We start from the raw sequence: 12,656 nt of genomic DNA, 5'->3' as shown, positions 1-12,656 counted from the left end.
TAATCAGAGAGTTTAATATTATTTTAATAAAATTTTATGCTTTTACGCTCTTGTACTTTTTTGTAAAGTAAACAATAAATCCAATTGCTACGATACCAAGTACATATACATACATGTCAATTGGTGAGGCAGGTGACCCGGTACCATTTCCTCCATTTCCTCCTCCTCCCGGGATTGCTGGTTGTGGTGGAGCGGCATTTGCTAAAGATACAGCAAACAGGAAAAACGCCAGAACTAGTTTATTAATAGTTTTCATGTGGTTTATTTTAAGATTTTAGTATTAACAGTTTCTCCCTTATCAGAAACGATTTTTACAACATATGAATTTTTAACTGAGCCATCAAGCTCGATTACAAAATCTCTGGATGTTTCAACCGCTTTTTTAGAGATTACCAGTTTACCGCTCATATCATAAACTTGAATGTCCGCTTTTTTCCATTTTGGATCAAATCTAACAATGTAATTTGTAACTGATGGATCGTAAACAACAAGTGTTCTGGAAACACTAGGAGCTGTTTTATCTACAGCCAAAGTAATATTACTTGGCTCACCATAATACAAGTTAGCTTCTTCATTTGTTACGGCTACAACATCTCCCTGTTTAGCCTGTACTAAATTTCCATTTTCTGCTTTATAGTAGAAACCAATTCCTGAAGATAACTGGTGTGTTCCAACAGGAATAAGTTCTGCATTTTCTCTGATCTCGAACTTATAAGATTTAACCTGATCAAGTTTATAGTTAACTAACTTAACATTTTTACCTTGGAAGTTACTCTCATTAGCTTCGTTAATATATAACCAATAATTAGTATAATTGTTATCATACCCACCATTCAATGCTTCTTCATAAGTACCAATGATTCTGGTACCCGCTGAAGCCTGAACTGTTGTTGATGTAGAAACCTGGTGTCCTGTTGTAAATGATGGAGAAACCACATAATATGTTCTGGAAATCTCTTTTCCATTAGCATCAAGACCAATTACCCCAAGCTGTTTCACTGTACTGTTTGTACCTTTACCAGCCATTCTGGCTGCATTTACACCATTAGGAGTACCTGCTGCTCTTGCTGTTGATTTGAATCTTCTCAGTGTATTAAAATCTAAAGTCTGAGCTGTATTATCTCTTAACTTTATTTTAAATGACTGCATAGGTTTCATTACTACATTATCAACATCTCCTACAGCTGGAGCAACACCATCACCTGTAGTAACAAAAGTAACCACCTGAGCACCTGTAGCATAAGTAGAACCACCAGGAAGTGTAACAACAGTACCCGGGTTATATTCAATACCCCAGATATTTTTTACAGCATTTCCGTCTGATCCGGTAACACTTTCAGTATATCCGATATTAGATAAATCTAAATTGGTAAGAAATGGATTACCAAACTGATACCAGTTTTGCCCAAATGTTCCAGCCCATGCGCTTGTAGTAAACTCAAAACTGTCATCTAAATAAGTGTTGTATTTTTCGTTGTAAGAATTCACAGCGTTACCACCAACTCCGAATACGACATTAGAAGGTCCCAAATTAGATTTTCCTCCATTCTGCAATGTTACAGTTCCAGCTAACGGAGCATATGGTTTCCCGTTAATATTGAATACTGTTCCGGTTGCAGGTGCGCTTGGGTTCCAATCATTATTGGTCACTTTCAGCATATAATATCCCGGACCATCAGTAGTTGTAGTTGCTAAATTTGTAAAATGTGCAGAAACTGCATTAGCGTTGTCCCACTTAAGAATCGGATTGCTGTATCTACCCGTATTGAAAGTCTTACCAACTTCAGTAGATAATGAGCTTAAAGCTTTACCATAGAAAGGCAAAGCAACTTGCTGGAAATAATTACCACTACCATTACTTGTAGTTCTGTACTCTTTGGTTACAATACCCGTAATGTTGGACTGGGATAGCCCATCGATGTACAGCTGGCCATACGTGGAAGTAGCAAAAGAAGCAGGGGTATTCAGTCTTAAGATGATATTTCCGCCATCAGTCTTATCAGCACCGCTGGCATCAATTGTTTTTAAGAGATCCGTACCAGATCCTACAACCATGATATTTCCATGCACGTCCAAAAGGCCATTACCCTTTGTTTGTACACCTCCACCGCTATAAACTAGGGTGCCTTCGCTCACATACATATTAGCATTAGTGTCAACATGACATAGTATCTGCGCCTGAACAGAATAACTAATTGCTAAAAGACCTATAGCAAATAAACTTTTTCTCATTGTATAAATTATTTGTGTGTTAATACAATCTTCACCCGCAAAGGTATTATTATTTTTCTTAAAAAAAAAATTTTTTATCTATTAATCAAAACATTATCTTCATTTAAGATGATATCTTTCTCCTCTCCTATTGAAAACATGTAGTCTTCTAGAACTTTTTCGGTGGTCCCTCTAAGGCCTCTTGCACCTAGCCCTTTTTCAATAGTTTCTTCCACTATTTTTTCAATGGCTCCGTCTGTAATAACCAAATTTGTGCCATCCATTTTAAAAAGTTCCACAAATTGATTCACGATAGAGTTTTTAGGTTCCTTCATGATTCTTACCAGAGTCTCTTTGGTGAGTTTATCGAGGTAAGTGATGATTGGAAATCTTCCTAAAAGTTCGGGAATTAATCCGAAAGTACGAAGATCAATTGCATTAATATTTGTTAATATATATTCGTCTTCGTCAGTTTTATTGATTTTTTCAGAGCTGAACCCGATGGCCTGCTTGTTCATTCTCCTTTCGATGATTTCTTTAATTCCGTCAAAAGCTCCTCCTGCAATAAATAAGATGTTCTGGGTATTTACCTGAATATATTTCTGATCCGGGTGCTTTCTTCCTCCCTGCGGCGGAACATTCACAATACTTCCTTCCAGCAGTTTCAGCAATCCCTGCTGTACTCCTTCTCCGGAAACGTCTCTTGTAATACTTGGGTTGTCTGATTTTCTGGCAATTTTATCAATCTCATCAATGAAAACGATTCCTTTTTCAGCCTTTTCCACATCATAATCTGCCACCATAAGAAGTCTTGAAAGGATACTTTCAACATCTTCTCCTACATATCCGGCTTCTGTTAAAATGGTAGCATCTACGATACAGAAAGGGACATTAAGTTCTCTGGCAATCGTTTTTGCCAGAAGGGTTTTACCTGTTCCGGTTTCCCCTATCATGATAATGTTTGATTTTTCAAGCTCCACCTCCCTGTTTTCGTCCTGAGCGTGAAGCAACCTTTTATAATGATTATATACAGCAATTGAAAGCTGCTTTTTTGCCTGATCCTGTCCAATTACATACTGATCAAGGAATTCTTTGATCTCTTTTGGTTTTTTAAGCTCATCCATGCTGTCTGCAGGTGAATATCCTGTTTTGGATGCACCATCTTTTACAATTGCATGTGCCTGCTCTATACAATTTTCACAAATAAAACCATTCTGCCCGGAAATCAGCATCTGTACTTCATTTCTTTTTCTGCCGCAGAAAGAACATTGGTTTGAGTTCATATGATATAATATATATGTATATGTTAAAGAAAATCGTAAAAAATTACTTTTTTACGATTTTCTGGTTGTTAAGAATTAATAATTGAGTGTTGAATCTCTGTATATTCTTCGTTCGTTAATTTTAATCTTTCATTTCTGAAATTCATGTCTTCCATCTTATTTAAAGGAATCAGATGGATGTGTGCATGAGGAACTTCAAGTCCCACCACTGCTACTCCTACTCTCACACATGGAACTGCAGTTTTGATCTTCTTGGCTACCTCTTGGGCAAATCCCCAAAGGTTTTTGTATTCTTCACTTTCAAGATCAAAAATCAGATCCACTTCTTTTTTAGGAACAACTAAAGTATGTCCCTTCACCAAAGGCATTGCGTCTAAGAATGCAATAAAGTTTTCATTTTCTGCAATCTTATAAGAGGGAATTTCGCCATTAATGATTTTCGTGAATATAGTGCTCATTTTATCAGAAGTTTGGGTTAGATAATTAGAAGTTTAGAAATAGAAAGGGATATCAGACTATAAAGAAATGTCTAATACTTCGAAAGACAGTTTGTTTCCGTTAGGTAAAGTAATTTCAGCAGTTTCACCAATAGCTTTTCCCAACAGACCTTTTGCGATAGGGGTGTTCACAGAAATCTTCCCTGTCTTCAGGTCGCTTTCATTATCTGGTACCAATGTAAATACCTGCTCCTGCTTGGTAGCATTATTTTTAAGTTTCACTGTTGTTAAGATTGAAACTTTTGAAGTATCTAATTGGCTTTCGTCTATAATTTTAGAAGTAGAAATAACATCTTTCAGCTTGGAAATTCTCATTTCAAGCATCCCCTGAGCCTCTTTAGCCGCATCATATTCTGCATTTTCCGATAAATCTCCTTTATCTCTTGCTTCTGCGATCTGCTGAGTAATTTTTGGTCTCTCTACAGTTTCCAACTGTTCCAGCTCAGCTTTCATTTTCTCTAGGCCCTCCTTAGTTACATAGCTTGCCATAATTTTCAAAATTTAGTTTTAGTATAAAAAAATAATCCGACATTTGCCGGACAATGTTTTCGTGTTGTAATCGTTTAATTTTTACAAATATATAAAAATTTAAATTGAAATGAAAAAAACTTTTTCAATCTTATCTATTTTCAGTTTGTTGATTTTCAGTAATTTAACCATAAACTCATGTGGAAGCAGAGAAGATACCGTAACCTGCTTTCCCAATGTTCCTATCAATGTATCGCTTAATTTAAACCTGCCTGCTTACTACGTTTTGAACAATATCAACGGCTGGATTTATGTGAACGAACAGCAATCAGGAACCAGAGGATTGATTATTGTCCGGACAGCCAACGGATTTAAAGTGTATGACAGAAATGCTCCGCATATATGTCCTGGTAACAATACAACTCTTGAGGTAAAGGATAATATTGCCATTATATGTCCTGAGGATAATACAAGATGGATTTTAAGTACCGGGCAGCCGGAATCAGGCGCAAAAACATCTCTGCCGCCTAAAACTTATCCTTACAGTTACGATGCAGCAAGCAAAACCTTAAATGTTTATTATTAAAATTATAAGATGAAGATCGTTATACAAAGAGTCTCCGAAGCCAGCGTACAAGTAGACGGAAAAATTGTGGGTGAAATCGGGAAAGGACTGATGCTGCTGACAGGTATCGATGAAAATGATGAAAAAGCTGATGCAGACTGGCTTGTACAGAAGGTTTTAAACCTTAGAATCTTTGGTGATGAAGATGACAAGCTTAATCTGTCTGTGAAGGATATTTCAGGAGAAATTCTTTGCATCAGCCAGTTTACATTAATTGCAGATTATAAAAAAGGCAACAGACCTTCTTTCATAAAGGCTGCAAAACCGGATAAAGCTGTACCTCTTTTTGATTATTTTAAGGAAGAAATAGCTAAATCGGGATTAAAAACCGAAAGCGGAATCTTTGGGGCCGATATGAAAGTGTCCCTGATCAATGACGGGCCGGTAACCATTGTAATGGATTCTATTACTAAAAGTTAAACAGAAAAAGACAAAGTTCTATATAACGCAATCCGTTTCAATACATTGAGACGGATTTTTTTTTTGATACACGGGTACTCAATAGTCCTTTTTAAACATGGCAGGTTTATTTTTTGTAAGCAAAGAAATCCTTTATACAAAAGGCAAGGCTCAAAATGCAAAAAATAAATTCACAAAAACGTGATTTGTTTTCATTTTATTATTATTTTTGGTATAAATCAAAACTGATTTACAACCATTTAACAAAATTATATGAAAACAAAAATCAACCTTTTCACATTGTTTGCGTTCTGTTCTACTCTGTCATTCGGGCAGGACAGCCAGCCCAAAATGGCTACTGAACAAAGTTCAATTATTTATGTTTGCTTTTCAAAAGGCATCAATTCAGAAAAAACAGCCTTCAGCAGAAACGCTGATCTGGAAAGATTTTCAAGAGAAAATCACATCGCATTCAAGTATGATCTGGACTTCACGGACAGCAAACTTGATGAAATGGCCAGGAACAGCAGGGCCATCGGAAATTCCACAGAATCTGTGGAAAAACTGAAAAGAATTTATAAGGCTGATATTCCTCTGCAAAATAAAGAAGCCTCAGAAAAAATCATCCATACCCTGGAGAGATTTCCTGAAATAGAATATGTTTCCGTAATGAGTGCCGAACCTATCGAACCACCTTTGGTAAATGCTTTTGTGGCAACCCCTGATCTGGAAAGCCTGCAGACCTACCTGAATGACAATCCGGGAATCAACGCCAAATATGCATGGTCCCGAGGAATCACAGGACAGAATATCCGTGTGCGGGATGTAGAATATGGTTTCTATAAAACTCACGAGATGCTGTCTAATCAAAACTCCATACAACTGGAACCGGGATATTCTCCGAATGCCGGGCTGGCCAATAATAATTACCGTGATCACGGAACGGCAGTAGTAAGTATTTTAGGTTCTGTAAAAGATAATATTGGTCTTACGGGAGCAGCCTACAATGCTTCTGAAATAAAAGGATATATGGAATGGACAACAGTAGGTTATAACAGAGCTTCTGCCGTCAGCAGATCCATCAATGCTTCTCAGGCGGGCGATATTATTTTATATGAAATGCAGACTGGCGGAAAAGACGGGCAATATTGTCCTGCAGAATATGATAAAGTAATCTGGGATCTTACCAAAGCTGCTACTGATTCAGGAATCATTATTATCGCAGCGGCAGGTAACGGGAATCAGAACCTGGATGACCCTTTTTATGCTACCTATCTTGCAAGAGGAAACAGCGGAGCTATCATTGTAGGAGCAGGATCTCCCAATACAACCCATTCAAAATTAAGTTTCAGTACTTATGGAAACAGAGTGGATGTACAGGGCTGGGGAAGCAGTGTGATGGCAGCAGGTTATGGATCTTATGCGAAATATGACAATGATAATAACAGAACCTATAATTATTTCAGCGGTACCAGTTCTGCTACGCCGGTGGTATCTTCTGCGGCAATTTTGATCCAGTCTTACTATCGTCAGACTACAGGTCAGTACTTAACCCCTTCAGCGATGAAAAACCTTTTAATTTCAACGGGGATTCCTCAGGGAGGAACTGTGACCGGCCAAAAGATCGGGCCTCTTCCCAATGTGAAGAATGCGATTCTTCAGCTGGAAAGTAAATTGGCAACCCCTGTTACAGCTTTACCGGCATTGGAAGTTAAAATCTACCCTAACCCGTCCAGCAGCTCTATCGCTATTCAAAGCAAGGAAAATAAAAAACTGGATGTAGAGATTATTAATCTTCAGGGTCGTACGGTTATCAAAAATTCAGTTTTACCAAATGAAAAAATTGATATTTCACAATTGCCTACAGGTCAGTACATTATTAATATTAATGAAGGACAGAGAAGGGTTGTTGAGAAATTAACAAAACTCTAAAATAAGATTTTATATACATTTTACTTCACATTAAACCCTCTTACAGAATACTGCAAGAGGGTTTTTAGATAGTATTTTTTATGCACTTATTGGGCAGGAACACTGCTGAAATTCAGCGCTACTTTGATGTTCATATCTGAAGAGGTCTGATTTTTCAGCTCGTACACTGTTCTTACTGTTAAACCAGAACTTTTTACAATTTCATCCAGAAATCCGGTATCATTAAGATCAAGATTTAAGCTGGAAGAATTGGTGGAAATATTGGAGCGCGAAGCGATGAGTCTTTCTCCTGTTCCGTTGGATGAAACGTATATTTTCACAGTTTTGAAAGCACTCAGATTTCCTCCTGAAGGAGAAGCTACAGAGATTTTCGCATCAGAAATTCTTACGTCTTTAATCTTTGCATTGTTATTTCCTCCGAACCAGGTCTGTACATTGGTAGCTGTTGCAGTGGAAGAAACTTCTTTATCTGCAGGAACTCCCGTAGACACCAAAACATTCGTTGTGTATGGAAATGTATTCTGAACCAGCGACTGTACGGTTCCGCAACTTACGAGTACAGCTGAAGCGGCCATTGCTGTTAGAACTATATTTTTCATAATTTTTAAATTTTAAACTTAAAGGTTAGTTTGCAGAAATTGTACCAAATTGATTGAATTTTATTCCACCGCTACCGTAAAACTTCCTTTTGTATTTCCGGAAGCCATGTTACTTTTCCCGATAATCAGCCATACTTCACCTTTTCCGGGAGTATCATAGGTGATTTCTCTTCCGAAAGGCCCGTCATAATTTCCGTTTGGAAGTCTGATCTGATTGAACCGGATATTGAAGTCCTTTTCTTTGGTAGAAATTTTTGCTTTGATGGTCGGGCGGTCGTAGTGGGTCAGTTTTAAAATAAAATCCTGATCATCTTTTGTAAATTCTTCTCCAATGGTAAAAGGTAGCTGATTAGCGTCCGCCGTTCTTATGATCTGTCCGTCTTTTTCATTTCTCATTACCCCTTTTCGCAGAACTTCCTTAGTGGCCGGAGCATTGTTAATAATGGAGTCTTTCTTTCTTAATGCTGCAGAATCTGTTTTTACCACAGAATCCGACATTTCTGTTACCACTGCAGAATCTTTCTCCGGAACGTTTGTCACAGCAGGTTCTTTTTTACAGGCAACAATAATCAAAGGAATTAACAATAAGCTTTTTTTCATAATATTTATTTTAAGAATGGATCAACATTATTATGCTGAGCTCATTTAAATGCTAAAACTGTTCCAATCCGGTTAATGATTTGCTTCCCAGCTGCAATTCTTTTTCTTCACTGATGCCCGACCATTTAAATGTAAAGTACATCAAGTTGAGCATAATTCCCATCAAAAGAGTAACACCCCATGTTTTGGTATATTCCATCGGATAAATAAATCTCACTACAATATCAGAGAACAGGCCGAAAGGATCATGAAGTACATCCCAGCTGTTCCATCTCAGAAAACGGCCAAGATAAACTCCAAAGCTGCTCATGAAAAGAAAAAATACAATAATTCCATTGATACTATTTTTTTTCCCGTAATCAGAAAGTCGTTTTTCAATATCATTAAGGCTAATAAATCCGCAGATCAGTCCGGTCCATGCATAAGAAAGAATCACAATGAGATCATACCAGATCGGAATTGAATTTCTTGCTCTGAGATGAAAAAGATCTGTCAGAATGTAGGGAGAATTGGGAAAGAACAAAATCCAGATTATAATAATAAAGACCAGCGAGATTTTACTTCTGATATTAAAAGCAAGAACAAGAGAACTTAATAATAATGGAATCCACGCCAAAAAGAGGTTCCAGTTGAGAAACAAAAACACTTTTGTATCACTGATATAGTATCTGAAAGCAGAAAGACTGAAACAGAACAGAGTCATTAGTATCAACAATACAGTAATTGTAAGTCTTGAGGATTCAAAAAAATTTTTCATACCTTTTATTTTAGGGTCTGATAATACAAAATCTTTGAAAGGAAAGTTTTAGAAGTTTCGTTTTTCACCTTATCCTGTACGGTCTTTTTAAGTTTCTGATCATTTTTTTCATCCGCATATTTCAAAAGTGCTTTTTCACTGAAATTGATGGAAGTTACATGATAGTTGACCGCAAAATCCTTTCGTTTCATGTTCTGGGAAGTAATAAAACCACCCCAGTTGAAGTAACTGCACACAAGGACAGTTCCATAAAAATACCAGATCATAGTGTTAACAAGGAAAATATTTCTTTTCTGCTTTTGAATTTTAATATAAGTCAGAACAAGACCGATCAGTGATAAAAGCAGGAAAGCAAATACACCTAGTCTTTTATAAGTAAATGCATAATAAACAATATACTCATAGTTTTTAAGGGCTGCGGAAATAACAAGAACAGCATTAAGGAAAATCCATATTTTGGCTAATAGTTTCAGTGAACCTGCTTTTGGATCAAAATTAAATCCTGATTTAAAATAAAACATAATCACAAGAATTGCCATGACAATAGACATAATAACGGCGTTTACTCTCTCATGGGTTTCTTCTGAAAGCTGAACAGGTGTTTTTACAGCTTCATAAAACTGTTCATAATTATAGGTAATAATAAAGAATACCAGTAAAACATTTAGCAAGGCAAAAGAAATGATTCCGCTTATTCTCTCTGCATCAAGATCAAGAAAAGAATAAGTAGCCTTGGGAATTCTGGAATCTTTACCAAACTCATTATCCAGGACATGATTGTTTTTGTAGATGAGCTTTTCCACCGCATAGTTCCAGTAATTAAAAGCGATAAAAACCCCTAAAACCGAGAGACAGAATACCTGCCAGATATTAAGATCCAGCTCATAATCTGTAAAAAGAGCAGCAAAATGATCACTTCCTGCAGAGTAAATTCCAAAGAAAACGGAAACCAGCACTAGTGGAATCAAAAAGAAAGCCAATGTATTTTGCCATAATCCTGGAATATTCTTCTTAGGCAGCCATTCATCAAAGCTGAAAAAACGGCAGAATGAAGTACAGCAGTTTACGATAAAAACCGGAATTAAAAAGAGAATCTTCAACCTCTTGTTCTTCGATTTATATCCCAGCAAAAGCAGTGAGCTTACCACCGCAATAAAGGATGGAAAATCTCCGAACCAGGCAAATGCAATACTGGACAGGATACTTGTTCCAAAAAGTGCATGCAATGTTCTTGTTTTATTCTTTTCCGGTGTTTTAAAAAGTGTTAATACGGCATAGACAATTCCAAGAATTCCAAGATTCAGCCCAACATCCTGATCATAAAAGACGATGACAAAGAGAAGGGCTGTAAGAAATATATAATGATGTGTTTTCATGAGGTTAATGATTTAAAGATTGAAAATTTAAAGAATTGAAAGATTTAATGTGGCCAGGTATTGAGATTATCAAAAATTAAGAATAGAGTGAGATAGAGAAAAGTAATAGGAATATTAAGCAGCAATAGAAGAACAGAATTTCCATTTCTTTTCGGAAACATCACTCAGGTATTCCATCAACTCATATAAAGTGATTAACAGATTCACTACAGCCGCAATCACCACATAGTAAAATCCGAGTATCACGAGAAATTCAGCTTTTGTAATCCAAAATAAAAGCAGCAAAGAGGTACCCAGCAAAAAGGAGATTAAAAATGTTTTTTTTCCCAACGGACTGAATTTTATTTTTCCCATCATCTTTAGTTTTTAGTGAAGAACTACCGTTTCTTTCTGTTGAATAAAATCTTTCAAATGTTCATAATTCTGCCATAGCAATTCTTCAAAATCCCAGTGATGAAAGGTTCTCATATTTTGTCCCTTTTTATACGCTTTGATATAAATTTTTACATACTCCGGCAGGATAATTGTTCCTAATACGATTGCAGCCAGTAGATGTGCATTGAGTTTACCGTTACCAAGGAGCAGATACTGCATGGCAATTTCATCTTCAAAGTTGGTTCCACAACCTGTAATCAGGTGGTGAACATCATGATTTTCCATTTTAGGGATCATCGAAAAACCGTGTTTTCTATAAAATTCTCCCAGTTTTCGGCCTAAAGAATCTTCCCGAAATTCCAACAGTTGTTTTTCATTGAACTGCCACTGCCTTTTTTTCTTTTTGAAATATTTTCTGTATAGCTTTTGAGTTTTATCGTACACAAAAAGCAGAAACTGAACACGTATTTTTTTCATAGTGAATTAATTAAAAATAACAAGATTGCATCCTATTATGGTATAAAGTATAGCTATGGGTATATTGATCAGAATTAACCCCGCCGACTGTAAACAGGCTTTACTTGCAGACCGGTCTGCAGCAGCATATATCAACAAAATTGATAGGACAATAATATTGAATACAGTTCCATAGGTAATCAGTAGAAATCCTGAGTCTGCAAACCAATATTCTTTTGTTAGAATGTACCCGAAAAGACAGGTATTTCCGGCTAAAAAGAATAATCCGAATATGAATCTTCCGAAGTATATAATTTTTTGATCTTTCATTATTTCAAGGTTTAATAAATAAAAAAGGTTGATCAGCTTCCAGCAAAAGGACTTCCGAAAACGCCTACTGCCAATTCCGTCCAGAGCAGTGCTAGAGCCAGTAAAATGAAAATGCAGATGAGAAGTCTCTGGCTTTGCTTTTTGATTTTATTTCTAACCAGATTGATGAGAAAAGCGACTGTAAAAAGCAAAGCTCCTGCAATCATAAAATCGGATCCTGACCAGTTTACTTCTTTAGACACTAGATTTCCAACCAATGGAATACTGAGTACAACCAATGGAAGGGCATAAATTGCGACTGTTTTTTGTTTTTGTGTCATCATTTTATTTAATTTAATTTTGTAAAGTACTTTGTAATTCAAAGTTAATTTTCAAAAAAATATAGGACTATCGTCCCAATAATTTTTCAAGTGCATCTAAATGCTCATTAAACGCCTGCCTTCCGCACTGTGTAACACGATAAGACGTTTTAGGTTTCTTCCCAACAAATTCCTTCTTTACTTCGATATAGCCTGCTTTTTCCAGCGCATTGCTATGGCTGGCAAGATTTCCGTCTGTAATTTCGAGCAGGCTTTTCATTTCAGAAAAATCAACCCAGTCGTTAACCATAAGAACGGACATTATCCCCAGTCTTACACGGCTTTCGAATTCTTTATTGAGCTGATTTATTTTGATCATTTTACTTTATCTTATTTATTCTGAAATAGCCAAAATCTGACTATCTTTCATTTTCTTTACTTCTCTATTA

Annotated in this window: 17 protein-coding genes; 3 read left to right on the top strand and 14 right to left on the bottom strand. The window is 36.4% G+C overall.

What is annotated here, in order from left to right; genetic code table 11:
• Nucleotides 1-34: 34 nt before the first annotated feature.
• The 5 genes from V0410_RS18780 to greA form a co-directional block, all read right to left on the bottom strand.
• Entirely contained in the window at nt 35-256 is a 222-nt protein-coding gene (locus tag V0410_RS18780; protein WP_110010702.1) for a signal peptidase, read from the bottom strand.
• A 5-nt stretch (nt 257-261) separates the two neighbouring features.
• On the bottom strand, nt 262-2,232 hold the full coding sequence (locus V0410_RS18775; RefSeq protein WP_330745222.1) for a T9SS type A sorting domain-containing protein: 1,971 nt from the start codon (nt 2,230-2,232) through the stop codon (nt 262-264).
• Nucleotides 2,233-2,306: 74 nt separating this feature from the next.
• Nucleotides 2,307-3,494 carry an ATP-dependent Clp protease ATP-binding subunit ClpX gene (clpX, locus tag V0410_RS18770; RefSeq protein ID WP_110010700.1) on the bottom strand — a complete coding sequence of 396 codons (1,188 nt, stop codon included), beginning with the start codon at nt 3,492-3,494 and terminating at the stop codon, nt 2,307-2,309.
• A gap of 68 nt (nt 3,495-3,562) precedes the next feature.
• A complete protein-coding gene (locus V0410_RS18765; RefSeq protein WP_047429226.1) occupies nt 3,563-3,952 on the bottom strand; it encodes an HIT family protein in 390 nt (129 codons plus the stop codon).
• 57 nt (nt 3,953-4,009) lie between these two features.
• Nucleotides 4,010-4,480 (bottom strand): transcription elongation factor GreA, encoded by a 471-nt coding sequence (gene greA / locus V0410_RS18760; RefSeq protein WP_002981731.1) that lies wholly within the window; start codon nt 4,478-4,480, stop codon nt 4,010-4,012.
• A gap of 109 nt (nt 4,481-4,589) precedes the next feature.
• Here greA and V0410_RS18755 point away from each other — a divergent pair, with 109 nt between their 5' ends.
• The 3 genes from V0410_RS18755 to V0410_RS18745 all read left to right on the top strand — a co-directional run bounded on the left by V0410_RS18755 (nt 4,590) and on the right by V0410_RS18745 (nt 7,415).
• Nucleotides 4,590-5,045, top strand: a complete 456-nt coding sequence (locus V0410_RS18755; protein WP_330745221.1) for a hypothetical protein — start codon at nt 4,590-4,592, stop codon at nt 5,043-5,045.
• Nucleotides 5,046-5,054: 9 nt separating this feature from the next.
• Nucleotides 5,055-5,504, top strand: coding sequence for a D-aminoacyl-tRNA deacylase (dtd, locus tag V0410_RS18750; protein WP_202840527.1), 450 nt, complete (start codon nt 5,055-5,057; stop codon nt 5,502-5,504).
• Nucleotides 5,505-5,756: 252 nt separating this feature from the next.
• The gene (locus V0410_RS18745) at nt 5,757-7,415 is read left to right on the top strand and encodes a S8/S53 family peptidase (protein ID WP_330745220.1); all 1,659 of its coding nucleotides are present in this window, start codon (nt 5,757-5,759) and stop codon (nt 7,413-7,415) included.
• 86 nt (nt 7,416-7,501) lie between these two features.
• On the opposite strand, the gene V0410_RS18740 is transcribed toward V0410_RS18745, so the two are convergent.
• From V0410_RS18740 to V0410_RS18700, 9 genes are all read right to left on the bottom strand, one after another.
• A complete protein-coding gene (locus V0410_RS18740) occupies nt 7,502-8,014 on the bottom strand; it encodes a hypothetical protein (RefSeq protein ID WP_137905297.1) in 513 nt (170 codons plus the stop codon).
• A 60-nt stretch (nt 8,015-8,074) separates the two neighbouring features.
• A complete protein-coding gene (locus V0410_RS18735; protein WP_330745219.1) occupies nt 8,075-8,614 on the bottom strand; it encodes a hypothetical protein in 540 nt (179 codons plus the stop codon).
• Between the two features lie 52 nt (nt 8,615-8,666).
• Nucleotides 8,667-9,371 (bottom strand): DUF1361 domain-containing protein, encoded by a 705-nt coding sequence (locus V0410_RS18730; RefSeq protein ID WP_330745218.1) that lies wholly within the window; start codon nt 9,369-9,371, stop codon nt 8,667-8,669.
• A 5-nt stretch (nt 9,372-9,376) separates the two neighbouring features.
• Entirely contained in the window at nt 9,377-10,747 is a 1,371-nt protein-coding gene (locus V0410_RS18725) for a DUF4153 domain-containing protein (RefSeq protein WP_330745217.1), read from the bottom strand.
• A gap of 114 nt (nt 10,748-10,861) precedes the next feature.
• Nucleotides 10,862-11,104, bottom strand: coding sequence for a hypothetical protein (locus tag V0410_RS18720; RefSeq protein WP_330745216.1), 243 nt, complete (start codon nt 11,102-11,104; stop codon nt 10,862-10,864).
• A 9-nt stretch (nt 11,105-11,113) separates the two neighbouring features.
• Entirely contained in the window at nt 11,114-11,599 is a 486-nt protein-coding gene (locus V0410_RS18715) for a Coq4 family protein (RefSeq protein ID WP_330745215.1), read from the bottom strand.
• Nucleotides 11,600-11,605: 6 nt separating this feature from the next.
• The gene (locus tag V0410_RS18710) at nt 11,606-11,908 is read right to left on the bottom strand and encodes a hypothetical protein (protein WP_330745214.1); all 303 of its coding nucleotides are present in this window, start codon (nt 11,906-11,908) and stop codon (nt 11,606-11,608) included.
• Nucleotides 11,909-11,940: 32 nt separating this feature from the next.
• Complete coding sequence (locus V0410_RS18705; RefSeq protein ID WP_330745213.1) at nt 11,941-12,231, bottom strand: hypothetical protein; 291 nt, start codon at nt 12,229-12,231, stop codon at nt 11,941-11,943.
• Between the two features lie 64 nt (nt 12,232-12,295).
• Nucleotides 12,296-12,586: a winged helix-turn-helix domain-containing protein gene (locus tag V0410_RS18700; RefSeq protein ID WP_330745212.1), complete on the bottom strand. Its 291-nt coding sequence runs from the start codon at nt 12,584-12,586 to the stop codon at nt 12,296-12,298.
• Between the last annotated feature and the right edge of the window lie 70 nt (nt 12,587-12,656).

Source organism: Chryseobacterium sp. CP-77, from assembly GCF_036362765.1.
Classification (GTDB): domain Bacteria; phylum Bacteroidota; class Bacteroidia; order Flavobacteriales; family Weeksellaceae; genus Chryseobacterium; species Chryseobacterium cupriresistens.
The sequence above is the reverse complement of the archived record's forward strand: the minus strand, read 5'-3'. Positions and strand labels throughout refer to the sequence as shown.

Bases quoted from the DNA above. Each gene is read 5' to 3' on its own strand.
- V0410_RS18780 (WP_110010702.1), bottom strand. From the start codon at position 256: ATGAAAACTATTAATAAACTAGTTCTGGCGTTTTTCCTGTTTGCTGTA.
- V0410_RS18775 (WP_330745222.1), bottom strand. From the start codon at position 2,232: ATGAGAAAAAGTTTATTTGCTATAGGTCTTTTAGCAATTAGTTATTCT.
- clpX (WP_110010700.1), bottom strand. From the start codon at position 3,494: ATGAACTCAAACCAATGTTCTTTCTGCGGCAGAAAAAGAAATGAAGTA.
- V0410_RS18765 (WP_047429226.1), bottom strand. From the start codon at position 3,952: ATGAGCACTATATTCACGAAAATCATTAATGGCGAAATTCCCTCTTAT.
- greA (WP_002981731.1), bottom strand. From the start codon at position 4,480: ATGGCAAGCTATGTAACTAAGGAGGGCCTAGAGAAAATGAAAGCTGAG.
- V0410_RS18755 (WP_330745221.1), top strand. From the start codon at position 4,590: ATGAAAAAAACTTTTTCAATCTTATCTATTTTCAGTTTGTTGATTTTC.
- dtd (WP_202840527.1), top strand. From the start codon at position 5,055: ATGAAGATCGTTATACAAAGAGTCTCCGAAGCCAGCGTACAAGTAGAC.
- V0410_RS18745 (WP_330745220.1), top strand. From the start codon at position 5,757: ATGAAAACAAAAATCAACCTTTTCACATTGTTTGCGTTCTGTTCTACT.
- V0410_RS18740 (WP_137905297.1), bottom strand. From the start codon at position 8,014: ATGAAAAATATAGTTCTAACAGCAATGGCCGCTTCAGCTGTACTCGTA.
- V0410_RS18735 (WP_330745219.1), bottom strand. From the start codon at position 8,614: ATGAAAAAAAGCTTATTGTTAATTCCTTTGATTATTGTTGCCTGTAAA.
- V0410_RS18730 (WP_330745218.1), bottom strand. From the start codon at position 9,371: ATGAAAAATTTTTTTGAATCCTCAAGACTTACAATTACTGTATTGTTG.
- V0410_RS18725 (WP_330745217.1), bottom strand. From the start codon at position 10,747: ATGAAAACACATCATTATATATTTCTTACAGCCCTTCTCTTTGTCATC.
- V0410_RS18720 (WP_330745216.1), bottom strand. From the start codon at position 11,104: ATGATGGGAAAAATAAAATTCAGTCCGTTGGGAAAAAAAACATTTTTA.
- V0410_RS18715 (WP_330745215.1), bottom strand. From the start codon at position 11,599: ATGAAAAAAATACGTGTTCAGTTTCTGCTTTTTGTGTACGATAAAACT.
- V0410_RS18710 (WP_330745214.1), bottom strand. From the start codon at position 11,908: ATGAAAGATCAAAAAATTATATACTTCGGAAGATTCATATTCGGATTA.
- V0410_RS18705 (WP_330745213.1), bottom strand. From the start codon at position 12,231: ATGATGACACAAAAACAAAAAACAGTCGCAATTTATGCCCTTCCATTG.
- V0410_RS18700 (WP_330745212.1), bottom strand. From the start codon at position 12,586: ATGATCAAAATAAATCAGCTCAATAAAGAATTCGAAAGCCGTGTAAGA.